15 protein-coding genes are annotated in these 17,374 nt (G+C 70.4%); 6 read left to right on the top strand and 9 right to left on the bottom strand.

Features of this window, described 5'->3' with window-relative positions; all coding sequences use genetic code 11:
• Positions 1-60 precede the first annotated feature (60 nt).
• From CS1GBM4_RS15360 to CS1GBM4_RS15350, 3 genes are all read left to right on the top strand, one after another.
• Positions 61-1,308 carry a hypothetical protein gene (locus CS1GBM4_RS15360; RefSeq protein ID WP_186419594.1) on the top strand — a complete coding sequence of 416 codons (1,248 nt, stop codon included), beginning with the start codon at positions 61-63 and terminating at the stop codon, positions 1,306-1,308.
• Between the two features lie 91 nt (positions 1,309-1,399).
• A complete protein-coding gene (locus CS1GBM4_RS15355) occupies positions 1,400-2,332 on the top strand; it encodes a sugar kinase (protein WP_186419593.1) in 933 nt (310 codons plus the stop codon).
• A complete protein-coding gene (locus CS1GBM4_RS15350; protein ID WP_186419592.1) occupies positions 2,329-3,189 on the top strand; it encodes a TIGR01459 family HAD-type hydrolase in 861 nt (286 codons plus the stop codon). The genes CS1GBM4_RS15355 and CS1GBM4_RS15350 overlap by 4 nt, the downstream gene beginning before the upstream one ends.
• 223 nt (positions 3,190-3,412) lie before the next feature.
• Here CS1GBM4_RS15350 and CS1GBM4_RS15345 read toward each other — a convergent pair whose 3' ends face one another.
• Together CS1GBM4_RS15345 and ribA are read right to left on the bottom strand one after the other, a co-directional pair.
• Complete coding sequence (locus CS1GBM4_RS15345) at positions 3,413-5,803, bottom strand: glycosyltransferase family 39 protein (RefSeq protein WP_244607242.1); 2,391 nt, start codon at positions 5,801-5,803, stop codon at positions 3,413-3,415.
• 31 nt (positions 5,804-5,834) lie between these two features.
• Complete coding sequence (ribA, locus tag CS1GBM4_RS15340; protein WP_186419591.1) at positions 5,835-6,977, bottom strand: GTP cyclohydrolase II RibA; 1,143 nt, start codon at positions 6,975-6,977, stop codon at positions 5,835-5,837.
• Positions 6,978-7,257: 280 nt separating this feature from the next.
• Here ribA and CS1GBM4_RS15335 point away from each other — a divergent pair, with 280 nt between their 5' ends.
• A complete protein-coding gene (locus tag CS1GBM4_RS15335) occupies positions 7,258-7,842 on the top strand; it encodes a cytochrome b (protein ID WP_186419590.1) in 585 nt (194 codons plus the stop codon).
• 18 nt (positions 7,843-7,860) lie between these two features.
• Here CS1GBM4_RS15335 and CS1GBM4_RS15330 read toward each other — a convergent pair whose 3' ends face one another.
• A complete protein-coding gene (locus CS1GBM4_RS15330; protein WP_244607258.1) occupies positions 7,861-8,328 on the bottom strand; it encodes an NUDIX domain-containing protein in 468 nt (155 codons plus the stop codon).
• A gap of 388 nt (positions 8,329-8,716) precedes the next feature.
• Between CS1GBM4_RS15330 and CS1GBM4_RS15325 the strand changes: the two genes are divergently transcribed.
• The gene (locus tag CS1GBM4_RS15325; protein ID WP_186419589.1) at positions 8,717-9,616 is read left to right on the top strand and encodes a metallophosphoesterase; all 900 of its coding nucleotides are present in this window, start codon (positions 8,717-8,719) and stop codon (positions 9,614-9,616) included.
• Between the two features lie 171 nt (positions 9,617-9,787).
• On the opposite strand, the gene CS1GBM4_RS15320 is transcribed toward CS1GBM4_RS15325, so the two are convergent.
• Both CS1GBM4_RS15320 and CS1GBM4_RS15315 read right to left on the bottom strand, forming a co-directional pair.
• Positions 9,788-10,534, bottom strand: a complete 747-nt coding sequence (locus tag CS1GBM4_RS15320) for a glucose 1-dehydrogenase (RefSeq protein ID WP_186419588.1) — start codon at positions 10,532-10,534, stop codon at positions 9,788-9,790.
• Between the two features lie 241 nt (positions 10,535-10,775).
• Positions 10,776-12,584 (bottom strand): ATP-binding cassette domain-containing protein, encoded by a 1,809-nt coding sequence (locus CS1GBM4_RS15315; protein WP_186419587.1) that lies wholly within the window; start codon positions 12,582-12,584, stop codon positions 10,776-10,778.
• Between the two features lie 111 nt (positions 12,585-12,695).
• Between CS1GBM4_RS15315 and CS1GBM4_RS15310 the strand changes: the two genes are divergently transcribed.
• Positions 12,696-13,055 (top strand): hypothetical protein, encoded by a 360-nt coding sequence (locus CS1GBM4_RS15310; protein ID WP_186419586.1) that lies wholly within the window; start codon positions 12,696-12,698, stop codon positions 13,053-13,055.
• 96 nt (positions 13,056-13,151) lie between these two features.
• Here CS1GBM4_RS15310 and CS1GBM4_RS15305 read toward each other — a convergent pair whose 3' ends face one another.
• From CS1GBM4_RS15305 to CS1GBM4_RS15290, 4 genes are all read right to left on the bottom strand, one after another.
• Positions 13,152-14,198: an acyltransferase gene (locus CS1GBM4_RS15305; RefSeq protein WP_244607241.1), complete on the bottom strand. Its 1,047-nt coding sequence runs from the start codon at positions 14,196-14,198 to the stop codon at positions 13,152-13,154.
• 232 nt (positions 14,199-14,430) lie between these two features.
• A complete protein-coding gene (locus CS1GBM4_RS15300; RefSeq protein ID WP_186419585.1) occupies positions 14,431-15,435 on the bottom strand; it encodes a glucokinase in 1,005 nt (334 codons plus the stop codon).
• On the bottom strand, positions 15,432-16,211 hold the full coding sequence (gene otnI / locus CS1GBM4_RS15295; RefSeq protein WP_186419584.1) for a 2-oxo-tetronate isomerase: 780 nt from the start codon (positions 16,209-16,211) through the stop codon (positions 15,432-15,434). The genes CS1GBM4_RS15300 and otnI overlap by 4 nt, the downstream gene beginning before the upstream one ends.
• A gap of 165 nt (positions 16,212-16,376) precedes the next feature.
• Positions 16,377-17,369, bottom strand: a complete 993-nt coding sequence (locus CS1GBM4_RS15290) for a hypothetical protein (RefSeq protein WP_186419583.1) — start codon at positions 17,367-17,369, stop codon at positions 16,377-16,379.
• Between the last annotated feature and the right edge of the window lie 5 nt (positions 17,370-17,374).

The following is a 17,374-nucleotide window of genomic DNA, read 5'->3' as shown; positions in this document are numbered from 1 at the left end:
TATCTTGCAAGGCATGGCAGCCTGACCGGGGCTGATCGCTGAAACTGGAGCCGTCCCGCCTTGATCGAAGCCGTCATGCTCGTCGCGCTCGGCTTCCTGTCGGCCAGCCTGCTCGCCCTGTCGGCGCTGCCGGCACTGAGCCGCCGGGCCGATCGGCTGGCGCGGCGGCGCGCCGAAGCCGCGTTTCCCCTCTCCCTCGCCGAGATCGCCGCCGACCGCGACCATCTGCGCGCCGAGCTGGCGATCCGCGAGCGCGCCCTGGAGCAGAAGGCCGAGAGCGGCTTTGCTGCCAGGGCCGGCGCGATGAGCGAGATCGGCCGGCGCGACATGACGATCGGGCGGCTGGAAGGCGAGCTCGCCGAGGGTGCGCGGCGGATCGCGGCGCTGGAGGCGGAGCTGGAGCGGACGGCGAACGAGCTGGCCGAGACGCGCGAAGCGCTGGCCGGCGAGAGCGCCGGCCATCAGGCGACGCAGGCGGCGCTCGCGGAGCGTATCGCCGACCTCGCCGCCGTCGAGGCGCAACTCGCCGAGACCCGCCACGCGCTGAGCGGCAGCTCGGCGGATCTGGCCGCACGCAGCCAGGAGCTCGCCGAGCTCAGGGCCGCTCACACCAGACTGGAAGCCAGGCTGGCGGAAAGCGACAAGGCGCTCTCGACGCTGAACGGCGAGCATGATGCGCAGCGTGTCGCCCTGGTCGAAGCGGGCACGCTGCGGCTCAGGCTGGAGGGCGAGCGCGACGATCTCTCGGCGAAGCTGACCACGGCCGAGATGGCGCTCGCCGAGGCACGCACGGCGCTCTCCGCCCTCAAGGTGGAGCGCGACAGCGAGAGATTGCGCGCCGACGCCCTCCTGACGCGCGCGACCGAAGCCGAAGCGGCCTTGCGCGCGGCCGACGCCAGCGCCGTCAAGCTCGGTGCCGAAATCGCACGACAGGAGGCGGCCGCAATGCAGGCATCCGCCGCGCATGCCGAAGCGCTGGCGCGGATCAAGGCGCTGGAGGACAGGATCGCGGCCGCCGCTGCGACGGAGGCGCGCCTGAAGGAGCATGCGGCGGTGGCGGAGGCGGCGCATCACGAAGCCTTGCGCGAGCGCGACGAGATGGTCGAGGCTCTGCATGCCGAGCTCGGCACCGTCCAGGGCGCGCGCGATCAGGCGCGGGCCGACAGGGCCGGGCTCAAGCGCGAGCTCGCCTCGCTGCGCCGGCAGAGCGGCGGCAAGGCAGCGGGCGAGGCCGCCCTGCGCCAGGAGATCGTCCGCCTCGCCGATGCGCTGCTGGTGGCTTCCGAAAGCCGCGAGGCGGCGGAATAGCCGCCCGGCCGGCAGAGCCTTTCCACTTTCGCCGAACATGCTCTAGGGAAGGGGGCGGCCGCGTTGGCGGCCGGCGACTTCGGTTGGGATGATGACGGATATCGTTTGCATCGGCGAGCCGCTCGGCGAGTTCAACGCGACGCGGGGCGAAGCCGGCGCTTATCGCTTCGGCCATGGCGGCGACACCTCGAATTGCGCGATCGCGGCGGCGCGGCAGGGGGCGAGCGTCGCCTATGTCGGAGCGCTGGGCGATGACGAGCCGGGCCGCTCCTTCAGGACGCTGTGGGCGCAGGAAGGCGTCGACGATGCCCATGTCTCGACGCACCCGACCGCGCCGACAGGGCTCTATTTCGTCGCCCACGGCCCGCAGGGCCATGTCTTCTCCTATCTGCGCGCCGGCTCGGCCGCGAGCCTCTACGGCCCGGCGCAATTGCCGAAGGAGCTGATCGCCTCGGCCAAGGTGATCCAGGCCTCGGGCATCAGCCAGGCGATCTCGGCCAGCGCCTGCGATGCGGTGTTCGAGGCGTTCGCGACGGCGCGGGAGAACGGTGTGCCGACCGCCTATGACACCAATCTGCGGCTGAAGCTCTGGCCGCTGACGCGGGCGCGGGCGATCATCCATGCCGCCTGCGCGATGGCGGACATCGTCCTGCCGGGCGACGGCGATGCGAAGCTGCTGACCGGGTTGGAGCAGCCCGACGCCATCGTGGATTTCTATCTCGCGCTCGGCGCCAGGGTCGTGGCGCTGACGCTCGGCCACGAGGGCTCGCTGGTGGCGACGCAGGACGAACGCCGGCGCTTCGTGCCGATCAAGGTCGAGGCGATCGACGCGACCGGCGCCGGCGACTGCTATGACGGCGCTTTCCTTGCCGAATACATCCGCACGGGCGATGCCTTCGCGGCCGGCGCCTATGCCAATGTCGCGGCGGCGCTCTCGACGCGGGGCTATGGCGCGGTGGCGCCGCTGCCGCGCCGGGCCGAGGTCGAGGCGCGCATGGCGCAAGAGGCGGCCGGCCGGGCATGAGCGTTCCGGTCCTGACCGAAGCGGGTGCGCTGCTCGCCCGCTACGACGTGCTGATCAGCGACGTCTGGGGCGTCGTGCATGACGGCGTGCTGGCGCTCGGGCCGGCCTGCGAGGCCCTGATGCGCTATCGCGAAGGCGGCGGCACGGTGGTGCTGCTCTCGAACGCGCCCGGGCCCTCGGCGCAGGTCGCCGGCGTGCTCGCCGAAAAGCGCGTGCCGCGCGCCGCCTGGGACCGGCTGGTCACCTCCGGCGACGTGACGCGGGCTCTGATCGCCGGGACGCATCTGCGCAAGGCCTATCATATCGGCGAGCACCGCGACCTCGCTGTGTTCGAGGGATTCGACATCGCGCTGGTCGGCGAAGACGAGGCCGAGTTCGTCGTCGCGACCGAGCTCAACGATTACCGCAAGGAGCAGCCGGAGCAGTACCGGCCGCTGCTGTCGCGTTTCGCGGCGCGTGGCCTGCCCTTCATCTGCGGCAATCCCGACCTCGTCGTCCATGTCGGCCATGACCTCCTGCCCTGCGCCGGGGCGCTGGCGACGATCTACGAGGAGCTCGGCGGCCATGTCGCCTGGGCCGGCAAGCCGCATCGCCCGGCCTATGACCTCGCGCTCGCGGCCGCGCGGGAGGCGCGCGATGGACGCGAGGTCGATTCCGCCCGGGTGCTCGTCATCGGCGACGCGGTGCGCACCGACCTGGCCGGCGCGAAGATGATGGGCTTCGACAGCCTGTTCATCGCCGGCGGCATCCATCGCGACGAGACCATCCGCGACGGTGCGGTCGTGCCCGACGGTCTCGCCCGCGTGCTGGCGGCGCATCGGCCGCTGCCGGTCGCGGCGATGGCGGCGCTGGGCTGACGTTATTCCGGGGGGGCCCCTAGGGCCGCCTCCCTTCTCCCCTTGCGGGAGAAGGTGGCCCGAAGGGCCGGATGAGGGGTCGTCCAGGTCTTGAAGGTTCTGGCCATGGCCCGTTGGGATTGCGGCAGTCGTCGCGAGACCCCTCACCCTAGCCCTCTCCCGCAAGGGGAGAGGGGAGAGCGCGCGCCGGCCCATTCACGATCACTCGCTGGAAACGGACTTTTCACACCGGCGGCGGGTTCGCCTTGCGGATGCGCTCGCCGATGGCGTGAAAGAGGCCCTCGAGCGGGCGGAAGACGAAGCGCACCGTCGAGCGGCCGGGCGGCACCCTGACGGCGCGGAAGATCACGTTGGCACGCAGGAGCTCGGCCGGCCCGCCGTCGACCTCGACCTGCCACCAGGGCTGCCAGACATCGTTCAGCACGACGAAGCCGCCGCGCGGCGCGTCGACGTCGAGCAGCACCTCGGTGGTGCCGTAATTGCGGATGCGGACGCTGCCGGCCTGGGCCGGGCCGGTGGGCACGGGCGGCGGCGCCTTGTCGAGGAGGATCGTGCGGCGCGGGTCGAATCCGGCAGGCCATTGCCCGCTCGTCAGGATGGCGCCGAAATCGGCCGCCTGCGCCTCGGTGACGAGGAGCACGCGCGGCAGCGCACGCGGGTTCTCGTAGACATAAGCATCCTTCGTCCGGGCGATCTGGACGAGATCGCCCGGCTTCAGCCGCTTGTCGATCTGCTCGACGGGAACGCCGGTCGCGATGAAGCGCAGGCCGAGCATGTCGGCGAGCAGCGAGCGGTAGGACGGCATCAGCGCCGAGAAGGTCCGCTGGTCGGGCAGGGCGACATGGTCGCCGGCGCCGGTCGCGGTACTGTAGAGCCCGAGCCGCAACGGGTTGTAGCCGAGCGTGTTGTCGAGCCCGTGGACGAGGCTGGCGTTCGGCCAGTGGAAATCGATGCCGGCGAGCTCGATGCGGTCGCGCCGGTCGGGACCGGCGGTGCGGGCGGTCTCGCGCTTGAGCAAAGCGATGGTCTCGTTGCCGCTGTCGGCGCGCAGCACCTCGTAACGGCCGGCCGGCAGGGCGGTGGACTCGCTCGGGCCGTTGTTGACCGCGAGGTCGACGATCATCGCCACGGCGAGGACGATGGCCGCCGTCATGCCGGCGCCCTGCAGGGCGAGCCCGCGCGCCGCGACCAGCGCGCCCGCGACCAGCATCAGGCAGAGCCCGGCGGTGACCAGGGGCACGAAGGCGACATGGAGGCGCCCGACCGTCCAGGCCAGCCAGATCGCGAGGCAGAACGCCGCCAGCAGCAGCAGGATCTCGAGCGCGATCTGCCAGCGGCGTGGGCGGGGCGCCGTGTCGGTCAGGACGAGATGGGTGAGGTAGCCGCCGAGAATCGAGAGCAGCGCGCCGAGGATGAAGAGCGCGTCGGCCGGGCGGCGGTAGAAATCGATGCCCGGCAGATGGAAGAGCAGCGCGAAGCCCGGCGTATAGCGGCCGAGCGCATAGACCAGCACGACCAGCGCCGCGGCGCTGAGCGCGACGATCTCGCGCCGCAGCAGGGCGCCGCGGACGATGCCGACGCCGACGACGAGCAGGAACGGGAGGAGGCCGAGATAGAGCTCGCCCATATTGCGGGCGAGATAGAGGTCGAGCGGGCCGAAGCGCTTTTCCCAGGCCGGGCTGGGCGGGCCCCAGAAATTCTCCAGCGGCCCGGAGGCGCCATAGAGATTGGCGATCAGCCCGGTCAGCAGCGAGCCCGGATGCAGCGAACCCTTGCCGGCGCCGGCGAGATCGATCGCCGGCCGGTTCGATGCCTCTGCCAGCGCGGCGGTGAGCAGGATGGGCACCGTCGCGATCAGGGCGGCGCCGAGCGCGCCCAGCAGCAGCGGCATGAAACTCGCGCGCAGCGCCGCGAGCGGCTTGTCGGCCATGGCGATGGCGGCGAGCACCAGCCCCGTCAGGACGTAGACGCCGAGCAGCGCGACCTGGTCGCGCCCCAGCACCATGAAGCCGGCGGCGAGGCCGGCCGCGAAGCCGTAGCGCCAGGACCCGCGCTCGAGCGCGCGCGAGAGCAGCAGCAGCGTCACCGCGAAACAGGACAGGCTCAGCACCTGCCCGACATGCTGGATGCGCCAGGCGGCCGCGGCGCCGAAGGCGAAGGAGAGGGCGCAGACCACGGCGCCGGCGGGGTGCCAGCCGCGATCGCGGAAAGTGAGGACGAGGCAGAGCGCGCCGACGAGCAGCGAGCCGAGCAGGGCGCCGTCGCTCCAGCGGAAATCAGGCGCCGGGTTGACGAGGGCGATCAGGAAGAAGGGCGGCGAGAAGATCAGGGATTGCGGATCGGCGACCTGCGGCGAGCCCGAGAAGACGAAAGGCGTCCAGAACGGCGACAGTCCCTTGTGCAGGGCACTGGCGAGGAACTGCAGCTGCGGATGGAAATGCGCCTTGGCGTCCCAGGGCACGGTGACGGTGCCGGAGAGCCAGGGCCAGGACAGAGCGAGCCAGGCGGCGCAGACCAGCAGCGCCACCCTCGCGGTCGGCCAGGGCTGCGGCGGGGCGGTCTCGCGCCGGTCCCGATCTGGCATGGGAGCGTCGGACAGGTGAGCGTCGGACATGGAGGCTTCCTGCCCCAGGTCCGGGGCGCGATCAATCCTTCGGCGCGGCGCGCGCCATCAGCGCGTCCATGTCGATGAAATGCCCGGCGCGATCGCGCTTCGAGGCGAGATAGCGGACATTGTGGACGTTCGGGCGGCCGAGCACGCGCTGGGTCGCGGCGACCTCGAGCCCCGCCGTCCTGATCGCGCCGATCTTGAGCGGGTTGTTGGTCAGGGCCGTGACACGGCTGACGCCGAGCTGCTTCAGCATGGCGGCGGCGAAGTCGAAATGGCGCTGGTCGAGATCGAAGCCCAGCACCTCGTCGGCATCGTAGGTGTCCCAGCCCTGGCTCTGCAGCTTGTAGGCGCGCATCTTGTTGGAGATGCCGTTGCCGCGGCCTTCCTGGTCGAGATAGAGCAGGATGCCGCCCTCGTTCTCGGCCATCCACTGCACGGTCTCGCGCAGCTGGTCGCCGCAATCGCATTTCAGCGAGCCGAACAGGTCGCCGGTCAGGCAGGCCGAGTGCAGCCGGACCGGCACGGCGGCCGCGAGATCCGGCTTGCCGACGATGATCGCGACCTGGTCGCGCAGGCCCTCGCCGCCGCGGAAGACGACGAATTCGGTGTCCGGCGCGCCCTCGAGCGGCACCGGCGCACGGCCGACGATGGACAGGCGCGCGACCTGGGCCGCGCGGTAGCCGTTGATCGCCTCCGTCGTGACCGTGACCAGCGGCTCGCCGGCGACCTGCCCGGCCGCAACCGGGACGAGGATCACCGCCGGCAGCACCAGTGCGAGACGGGCCAGTTCGAGCGCGGCATCGTCGAGCGGGCCGGCCGGCCCGACCGGGGCATCGACGCGAGCATCGAGCTTCAGCGCCAGGGCCTCGACCCGGGCGAGATCGATCACCGGCATGGCGAGTACGCCCGTCTCGGTCCGGCCGGTCTCGGCGCGGCCCTTGGCGCCGAGCCGGCGCAGGCGCGCGGCGCTCAGGACGAGGTGGGCGTTGCCGGCGGAAAGACCGTCGAGCCGCCCGGCGAAGTCGGCGTCGGCGAGCTCGGCAGACAGCGCCAGTCCGAGTTCCTCGCCATGGCGCAGCAGCACGGGACGGGCCGCACGGAATTCCGCGATCGCGCGGTCGACGGTGACGAGATCGGTTTCACCCGGCCGGTCGAAGAGCTTACGCGACTTGGGCATGGGACAGTCCGTCAGATTGCGCCGGGGAGCGGCGGAGGAATTGAACTTGTTACGCGTGTCTCACCCGGACGGATGCATCCGACGCAATACAGCGCTTCTACAACGTGTCCGTTCCTGCGTGGTTCCCAGTTCTACGTGCGCGATCGGAACGCCAAGGCGGCCGGGCAACGGCCATGCGACCGGTTGCATTCTGGCCTATAAGAGCGCGAGATTGAACACCAGATGAATGCTCTCAGCAACGGACCCTGGCCTATATGGTGATCGGGAGCGCCGAAGCGCCATGACGCAGAGACATGCCCCCGGAACGACTGCGGCAGAGCGCGGTGCCGTCTATAGCCCGACGGCGCGGCGCCTGCACTGGATCACGGCCGCCGCCGTGGCCGTGATGGTCCCTCTCGGGCTCGCCATGGCCTATCGCGGCAACGTCCTCGACATCTGGGATGGCGTGACCGACGCGCTCTACTCCACTCACAAGCTGACCGGCTTCCTGCTGCTCTGGCTGAGCGCGGGCCGGTTGGTCTACCGGCTGGTGCACGGTGCGCCGCCGGACGAGCCGACGCTGGAATGGTGGCAGAAGGCCGGATCGCACCTCGTTCACTGGCTGCTCTACGGGCTGCTCCTGGCCGTGCCGCTGCTCGGCTGGATCGGCGTCTCGCTCTTCCCGGCGCTGACCCTATTCAACCTGTTCGACCTGCCGGCGCTGACCGCGCCAGACGAGGCGGCAGCCAAGCGCGTGCTGTTCGTCCATGGCGCGCTCGCCATCCTGCTGGCGCTCCTGGCCTGCGGGCACATCGCGGCGGCGCTCCTCCACTATTTCATCCGCAAGGACGGCGTGCTGCGGCGGATGCTGCCCGGGGTGAACTAGTGCCGGACGCCTCGCCTCTCACCAGTCCTGCGTTGGCGCCGTCCCGTCGATGATCTCCGTGAGGCGGCGGCGGGTGCCCGGCGTCGTCCTCTCCGGCAGGGCCGCGAGCGGGAAGAAGCGCGCCTCGGCGATCTCGCGGTCAGGCTGCTTCGGCGCGAGCTGGGTGAAGGCGCGCACGACGAAGACCGCGACATGATCGCGCACCGAGACGTGGCGGTTGAGGAAAACGCCATGCAGCGTCGCAGGGCCGCTCAGCGCGATGTTCGCCTCTTCGCGCAGTTCCTTCGTCAGCGCGTCGGCCAGGGTCTCGTTCGGCTCGACGCCGCCGCCCGGCATGTGCCAGCCGGGCGTATAGGTGTGGCGCACGAGCAGAACCGCACCGTCTTCGCCGAGCACGGCGGCGCGGACGCCGAGCGTCATGCCGCGGCTCAGGCGGAAATAGAGGTGCAGGCCCCGCCCGGCCAGGCGGCGCAGCCCGCGCGGCACCCGCTCGATTGCCGTTGCGCCGGAGCGCGGGCCCGAGAGGTCCTCTTCGCTCACGGCCGGGACGAATCCCAACAGCCGGTTAATTGTCTATGCAATGGACGCATAACAGAGCTCTGTTTGGCCTCTCGATATAACACAGGCGCGCCTTAAATAAGGAGCACAAGGATCATGTTGCCGCTGGGGAAATTACCATGCTTCTCGCCTTCATCACTGCCCGCCTGAATGCCAAGCCCCGCTTCGTCTGGAAGCCGGCGGTCACCCTGACCGATCCGCGCATCGTCTCGGAGCTGACGGGATCGGCGAACTGAGCCGATCGGCCTGCGTCATCTTCGCCCTCCGCCGCCGTCGCGCTTGACGGCGCGCGGGCGTTGAAGGCAAGCGCTGGGGCGTGTTCACGCTCGCGCATCTCTCCGACCCGCATCTGGGGCCGCTGACGAAATTCTCGCTGCGCGAGCTGATCGGCAAGCGCGCGACCGGTTATGTCAACTGGCGCCGCAAGCGACGCCACGCGCATGACATGGAGATTCTCGGGCTGATCGTCGCCGACATGCTGGCGCACAAGCCCGATCACATCGCCTGCACCGGCGACGTCTCCCATATCGGCCTGCCGACCGAGTTCAAGACGGCGCTCTCCTTCCTCGACACCCTGGGCCCGCGCGACGCCGTCAGCTTCGTGCCGGGCAATCACGACTGCTATGCCCGCTCGTCCCTGTCGGCGCTGGCGCGCGAGCTCGCGCCCTGGTGCGCCAGCGACGATGGCGAGGCCGGCTATCCCTGGTACCGCAGGCGCGGCCACGTCGCGCTGATCGGGATGAACACCGGCATTCCGACCATGCCGCTGATGGCGACCGGGCGCGTCGGCACGGCCCAGATCGCGGCGACCGAGCGACTTCTGGTGCGGGCCAAGGCAGAAGGCCTGATCCGCGTCGTGCTGATCCATCACCCGCCCTATGTCGGCGGGGCGCGGCGCACCCGCGAACTGCTCGACGCCGCCGCCTTCGAGGCGATGCTGCGCCGGGCGGGGGCAGAGCTCGTGCTGCACGGCCACAATCATCGCTTCTCGCTGGCCTGGCGGCCGGGGCAGGGGCACGACGTGCCGATCGTCGGCGTACCGTCGGCCTCGATCGGCCCGCGCGGCGGCCATGGCGAGCTCGCGAGCTGGCATCTCCTGCGCATCGAGGGGCGGCCGGCGGCGCCTCACATCAGCCTGGAACGCCGCGCCTTCGATCTCGACGGCACGGTCAAGCAGCTGCAGCGGATGCCGCTGACGGGTGGCGGGATCGTCTAGCCGCCACCTTCCCTTCTCCCCTTGCGGGAGAAGGTGGCCCGCAGGGCCGGATGAGGGGTCGCGCAGGTCTGGAAAGGTTCGGGAAAGCGCGGCGACGAGCTGACGATCAGCGTCGCGCGACCCCTCACCCCAGCCTTCTCCCGCAAGGGGAGAGGGGGCAGGTCGCGCTTCTCAGACGCAGCGGCCGCCGTCGACCGCCAGCACCGAGCCGGTCACCATCTCGGACTCGTCCGAGCACAGGAACAGGGCGGCGTTGGCGATGTCCTGCGGCGTCGAGAAACGGCCCCAGGGGATCGTCGCGGTGAAGGCCTTGCGCTTCTCCGGCGTGTCCTCGCCCATGAAGGTCGCCAGCAGCGGCGTCTCGCCGGCGACGGGGGCGATGGCGTTGACGCGGATCCGGTCGGGCGCGAGCTCGACCGCCATCGACTTCGAGATCAGGTTCGCGGCGCCCTTAGAGCCATTATACCAGGTCAGGCCGGGCCGCGGCCGCACGCCGGCGGTCGAGCCGATATTGAGGATGACGCCGCCGCCATGCTCGCGGAAATGCGGCACCGTCGCCCTGGCCATCAGGAAGATCGACTTCACGTTGACGTCGAAGACGCGGTCGAACTCGGCCTCGGTGACGTCGAGCATCGGCTGGTTGCGGTGGCTGATGCCGGCATTGTTGACGACGATGTCGAGCCGGCCGAAGCGCTTGATCACCTTGGCCACGGCCGAATCGACGCTCTTGGCCTTGCCGACGTCGCAGGCGACGGCGATGGCCTTGCGGCCGATCGCCTTGGCCGCTTCACGAGCCTTGTCGCCGTTGATGTCGAGCACCGCGACCCGCGCGCCCTCGCGCACGAAGGTCTCGGCGATGCCGAAGCCGAATCCCTGCGCCGCGCCGGTGATCAGCGCCGTCTTGCCCTTCAATCTCATGGTGCTTCCTCAAGCCTGATGTGCCCGCCGACTGTGGGATGATTTGGCGGGCCGGATAAATACGCTTTCGCGATTGGCAGGATAGCGGAATTGTATGGGCGGGGCGGCCGATCGCGCAGTTTGGCATTGTCGTCATGGTCGGGCTTGTCCCGACCATCCACGTCTCCGTCCATCGGGGGCGGTGTTCAAGACGTGGATGCTCGGCACAAGGCCGAGCATGACGGAGAGAGCGCTTGCGGCTTTACGCCCCGATCTCCTCGCGCAGCATCTCGAGCTCGAGCCAGCGCTCCTCCGCCTGCGCGATCTCGCGCGCCACCTCGTCGAGCCTGGCCGTCGCCCTGGCGAAGAGCTTGGGATCGCGGGTGTAGAGGTCGCCGGCGAGCGCGGCGTTGAGCTTGCCGGCCTCGGCCTGCAGCGCCTCCAGCTTCTTCGGCAGCGTTTCCAGCGCGTGCTTCTCGTTGAAGGAGAGCTTGCGTCTGGCGGCCGGAGCCGGCGCGGCCGCGGGCTTCGGCGCCGCTTCCGCCGGCCGCTTCTCCGGCACGGCGCGGCTCCTGGCGCCGACGCCGCGGCCGCGCTGGGCCAGCATGTCGGAATAGCCGCCGGCATATTCGGTCCAGACGCCGTCGCCATCCGAGATCAGCACCGAGGAGACGGTCCGGTCGAGGAAGTCGCGGTCGTGGCTGACGAGCAGGACCGTGCCGGCATAGTCGGCGACGAGCTCCTGCAGGAGATCGAGCGTCTCGATGTCGAGGTCGTTGGTCGGCTCGTCCAGCACCAGCAGGTTCGACGGCCTGGCCAGGGCCCGCGCCAGCATCAGCCGGCCGCGCTCGCCGCCGGAGAGGGCGCCGACCGCGGTGCCGCGCTGCAGCGGCTGGAACAGGAAGTCCTTCATGTAGCTGACGACATGGCGCGGCTCGCCGCCGACCATGACCTGGTCGCTGCCGCCGCCGGTCAGCACGTCGCCGAGTGGCGTCGCCGGGTCGAGGCTTTCGCGGCTCTGGTCGAGCGTCACCATCTCCAGGGCCGTGCCGAGCCTCACCGTGCCGGAATCGGGTTCGAGCGCGCCGGTGAGCAGGTTGATCAGCGTGGTCTTGCCGGCGCCGTTCGGCCCGACGATGCCGATCCGGTCGCCGCGGGCGATGCGCAGCGACAGCGGCTTGACGATCGCGCGCTCGCCAAAGCTCTTGGTGATCGCGACCGCCTCGATGACCAGCTTGCCCGAGGCCTGCGCCTCGCTGGCCTCGAGCCGGACGCTGCCGACCGCCTTGCGGGCGGTCCGGCGCTGGTCACGCAGGGCGTGCAGCTCGCCGAGGCGGCGCTGGTTGCGGGTGCGCCGGGCGCTGACGCCGTAGCGCAGCCAATCCTCCTCGCGGGCGATCTTGCGGTCGAGCTTGTGGCGGTCGAGCTCCTCCTGCGCCAGCACCTCGTCGCGCCAGGCCTCGAAATCGGCGAAGCCGCGCTCGATCCGGCGGGTGACGCCGCGGTCGAGCCAGACGGTGGCGCGCGAGAGATTGCTCAGGAAGCGGCGGTCGTGGCTGATCAGCACCATGGCCGAGCGCAGCGATTTCAGCTCCTGCTCCAGCCATTCGATCGCCGGCAGGTCGAGATGATTGGTCGGTTCGTCGAGCAGCAGGATATCGGGCTCGGGCGCCAGCACGCGGGCGAGCGCGGCGCGGCGGGATTCGCCGCCGGACATGCTGGCCGGGTCCTCCTCGCCGGTGAGGCCGAGCTCCTCGACGAGATAGCGGGCGCGATAGGGATCGTCGCCGGGGCCGAGACCGGCCTCGACATAGGCGAGGGCGGAGGCAAAGCCGGTGAAGTCCGGCTCCTGCGGCAGGTAGCGGATGGTGCAGCCGGGCTGGACGAAACGCTCGGCGCGGTCGGGCTCGACCAGGCCGGCGGCGATCTTGAGCAGCGTCGACTTGCCCGAACCGTTGCGGCCGACCAGGCAGACCTTCTCGCCGGCGGAGACGGCGAGCTCGGCCGCTTCCAGCAGCGGCTGGCCGCCGAAGGTGAGCGCGACGTCGCGGAGATGAAGCAGAGGAGCCATGAGGCGCGGGATAGACCGCGGCGGCGCGCCTGTCACCATGCGGGGCCTTGCGGGGCGGTCAGGCTTCGTCCACTATGAGATGCGATTTGTATCTTATGTGAGATGGCTTCGATGAGACAGCCCGCTCCGCGCAAGCCGCGCCCGGCGCGCATCGGCGACAATGGCGGCCCGCCGCTCGAGGAGAAGAAGCGCCGGCCGGACGCCGGCAAGGGCGAGATCGGCCGGATCTTCGATTGGCGCTTCGCCCATCGCAAGGCCTGGAAGAAGCCCCGCGAGATCGCGCTCAGGCGGCAGGAGCGGGCCGAGGCGCTCGGCCTGACCTATGAGGAATATACGCTCGAAGTGCTCGAGCGCGGCTATTTCCCGCAAGCCGAGCATGTCGAGACGATCGTCGCCCGGCGGCCGGAGCGCCGGCGCGACGGCGGCGTCGTCGGCCGGTCGCTGAAGGGAATGCGGCTGAAGAAAAAGTGAGCGTCGTTCTCGGACGGAGCGAAGCGCAGATCCGAGAATCTCAGGACGAGCCAGCTGGTTTCCGAGATGGTCGGGGCAAGCCCGACCATGGCGGCCTTACGCCCGCAGCGCCCGCCGCAGCATCTTCGTCATCGGCCGCTCGAACCCGTGGTAGACCACCAGCGCCGCCAGCACGGCGGCCAGCAGCGCGAGGACGATGAAGAGGCCGGTCGCACTCGGAGCGGTGTGCGCGAAGACCTCGCGCAGCGCCCGCATCGCGAAGGGGTGGACGAGGTAGAGCGCGTAGGACGCATCGCCGAGGAGCGCCAGCGCGCGCACCAGCGCCGAAGGCGCGGTGACGTTGCGGCCGCAGGCCGCCGCCGTGACCAGCAGCAGCGCCGCCGGTCCGCGCAAGGCGACGGCGCCCCAGGAGGTCTGGGCCCAGCCCTCGCCGGAGGCGATCACGAACAGGGCGATCCCGGCCGCCGCCATCAGCCAGCGCAGGCGGCCGTCGAGCCTGAGACCCTTGCGGCGGAGCAGCCCGGCCGCCATGCCGGCGGCGAATTCGAGCACGATCGGCTGGCCCCAGAAGCCGAAGGGCAGGGGCAGCGGCCCGGCCAGGAGCTGTGCTGCGACCAGGCCGGCGAGGGCAGCGCAGACGAGCGGCACCACGAGCCGTCCGGGTGCGAAGAGGGCAAGGCCGAACAGCGCGTAGAACAGCATCTCGTAATTCAGCGTCCAGCCGAGCGAGTAGATCGGCTGCAATTCGCCGATCGCGTTCGGCATCGGCCAGAACAGATAGGAGGCGGCGATCTGCGCGAAGCTCGGCGCTCCGGAGTTGACCAGCGCGGGCGAGGCGAGGAGCACGGCGAGGAACAGCGTGGTGGCGGCCCAGTAGAGCGGCACGATCCGCGCGACGCGTCGGGCGACGAACAGCCGCGCCCCGTCCGGCCGGTCGAACAGCCCGGCCGAGGAATGCACCATGATGAAGCCGGAGATCACGAAGAACAGGTCGACGCCGGCGGTCCAGGGCAAGGCGTGCGACGGCGTGAAGGCCGTTCCGGCGCGCGCGGCGAGGAAGCCGGCATCGGCCTGGACGTGATGGATCGCGACCATCAGCGCAGCAATGGCGCGCAGGACCTGGATGCCGTAGAGCTGGGGCAAGGGAGGACGCGATCTCGAAAGGGAGAGAAAGTCAGCTGATCAGGCGGCGCGAATCGCGCCGTCACTCCGTGACTTCGCGGAGCGAAGGGCCCGGGAACCCCTGAACACGACGATTTTCCAGAGGACACGGTGCTCGCCGCGCCCACTTTAGGAAGGACGTGTTCATGGGTTCCGGGCTCGACGCTGCGGGGCGCCGCGGAACGATGCTTTGTTCCCTAGCAAACGCGGGCGCTCACGCAAACCACAAGCGCGCGGGATCGTCGAGGCCGAAGCGGTGCGGTGCGGCGGCGATGGCGGCGAGGCCCTGCTCGGCTGGATCCTCGGCGGTGATCACGCTGAGCGCGAAGCGGGCAGCGAGGTCCTCGACCGGCGGCTTGCCGCAAAACACGGCGTGGATCGTCGCCTTGTCGGCGAGCGGCAGGATGCGCGGCGCGATGCCGCCGGCGAGGTAGACCCCGCCGGTCGCCTTGAAGCCGAGGGCAAGGTCGCCGGCGACGCGCGCCAGCAGCCGCCAGAAGCAGATCACCGCCATCAGCGCGGCCGGGTTGCCGTCGAGCGCGAGGGCGGTCACGTCGGCGGCGCTGACATCGGGTTCGGCGAGCTGCGACTGCCGCATCACCGCCCGGTGGAAGCGGACGAGGCCGCTGCCGCTCAGCAATTCCTCGATGGTGACGCGCGGGATGCCCTCGGCCAGAACGGGCCAGAGCTTCACCTCGGCCGGATCCTCGGGGCCGATGCCGATATGGCCGGATTCGGTCGGCACCAGCATGCCGGTGTCGCCGCGCCGCAGCAGGGCGGCGGCGCCGAAGCCGGTGCCGGGGCCGAGCACCAGGCGCGGACCTTCAGGCTCCGGGCGGCCACGGACGAGGTTGGCGAGATCGCCATCCTTCAGCACCGCCAGCGAGGCGGCGAGCGCCTCGAAATCATTGACCAGCAGGCCCTGCTCGAGATCGAGCACGCGGCCGAGCACCGGGCCGTCGAAATGCCAGTTGGCATTGGTCAGCTGCGCCCTGCGCCCGTCGAGCGGGCCGGCGACGGCGAGGATGGCCGAGCGCGGCCTGACCGTCAGCGTCGACAGCACCGCGCCGAGCGCCGCCTCCGGCGTCGGATGCGCCCCGGTGCTGATCCGCGCCAGCGGCTCGTGCGGCGCGCCGCGGGCCGGCACCAGCGAGAGCCGGCAATTGGTACCGCCGATGTCGGCGACGAGCACGGGATGGGGGAAGCCCGGGCCGCTCACGCGTGCTTCTTCCAGGGCGAGAACCAGCCGAGGCCTTCGAGCGTGCCGGCGCGCGGGCGATATTCGCAGCCGACGAAGCCGGCATAGCCGAGCGAGTCGAGCTGAGCGAACAGCGCCGGGTAATCGGGCCGCGTGCCGTCGGGCTCGTGCCGGCCCTCGGCATTGGCGATCTGGACATGGCCGACGAGCGGGTAGAGCGCCTCCAGCCGGGCGCCGACATCGCCATGGATCAGCTCGCAATGATACATGTCGAACTGCAGCTTCACGTTGGGGCGGCCGGATTCGCGGACATAGGCGGCCGCCTGGTCGAAGTCGTTGAGGAAATAGCCCGGCATGTCCTTGCCGTTGATCGGTTCGAGCAGAAGGTCGAGCCCGTGTTCGCCCAGCCTGTCGGCGGCATAGGCGATCGCGGTGCGATAGGCCTTCTGCGCGGCGGGATCGTCGGGATCGGCGTGGCCCGCCATCATGTGCAGGCGCTTGACCCCGGTCTCGTGGACATAGGCCAGGGCGGTCTCGATGCCCTTGCGGAATTCCTCCTCGCGGCCGGGCAGGGCCGCCATGCCCCGCTCGCCCCTGGCCCAGTCGCCGGGCGGGAGATTGAACAGCGCCTGCTCGAGCTTGCCGCCGGCGAGCGCGAGCCCGACCTGTTCGGGCGCGTGCTCGTATGGGAAGAGGAACTCCACCGCCTCGAAACCGGCTTCGGCGGCCGCCCTGAAGCGGTCGAGGAAGCTCCATTCGGTGAACATCATCGAGAGGTTGGCGGCAAAACGCGGCATGGGCAATCTCGTCAGTCAGGGCTTGCAGGCGCAAGCTAGCCCGTCGGGGCCGGCGCGTCATCGGTAACATGGAGAGGCGCGGCACGGTTCCGCGGCCGCAGCCCGCCCGACGACCGCTCCGCCTCGCGCGCCATCCGCTCGCGGCGCGACCACCGGAAGGATCGGCTATTTCTTCGCCTCCGGCCTGGCCGGCAGGGTCGGGTCCTTCGAGAAGTTGCGGAACACCATGTCGGGCGAGGAGGTGTTGTGCTGGGAATGGGTGGTGCGGCCCATCCAGATGTCGGTCGCCTTGCCGCCGGCGAAGGGCATCAGCCGCTCCTCGCGCCAGCCCTTGGCGCCGGGCTCGCGGATGGCGATGCGGGCGACGTCGTTGTTGAACTCGGTGACGTACATCGAGCGCAGCGCGACGAAGCCCTTGCCTCCGGTCACCGGCCTGTCGAGCACGGCGTCGAGGACCATGCGGTTCTCGTCGACGCTGCCGAGCCTGAGCGTGCCGGAGGAGCCGTCCTTGAAGCTGAGCTTGAAGGAGGTGGTCTTCGGGTCGAATTCGATCTCCCTGATGTTCACCACCGGCCGGGCGCCGTCCTGCTCGATCGGCCCGAACAGGAAGGAGGAGCCGTAGGAGGAGAAGCCGAGATGCTGCGGCGGCATCGGCCGGGCGCGCCAGTAGCCGTCCTGCGGATAGACCACGAGGACCTCGTAGGACTTGTCCTTGCCGAGCTTCCAGAGCTGGACGAGGTGCAGGCCCTTCTCGACGCGGTCGCCGACCTTGAAGGTGGCGTCGGCCGGGCGCCAGAAGGTCTCGAAGGTGTAGCCGACCAGCCAGTACTCGATGCTCTCGTAGAAGGTGACGCGGCGCGGCGGCACCGGCGCCTTGAAGACCGGATCGCCGGTCATGTCGCAGGCCGTCCAGTCGGCCTCCCAATTGTCCTTGACCAGGCCGGAGATATAGGCCGGATGCGCGGCCTCGATCTGGAAGCGCCGGACCTCGGGCGAGATCGCCTTGATGGTGACGTTGTCCTTCTCGGCGCAGAGCACCGGCTCGGATTCGTTCTTCACCTCGACGGCGATGTCGCTGGCGGCGTGGGCCGCGCCGGCGGCGAGAAGGGCGAGCGGGAGGAAGAGGGCGCGCAGCCGCGCGGTCAGGGACGTCGTCATCGTCG

Source organism: Allobosea sp. CS1GBMeth4, assembly GCF_900185715.1.
Taxonomy (GTDB): domain Bacteria; phylum Pseudomonadota; class Alphaproteobacteria; order Rhizobiales; family Beijerinckiaceae; genus Allobosea.
The sequence above is the reverse complement of the archived record's forward strand: the minus strand, read 5'-3'. Positions and strand labels throughout refer to the sequence as shown.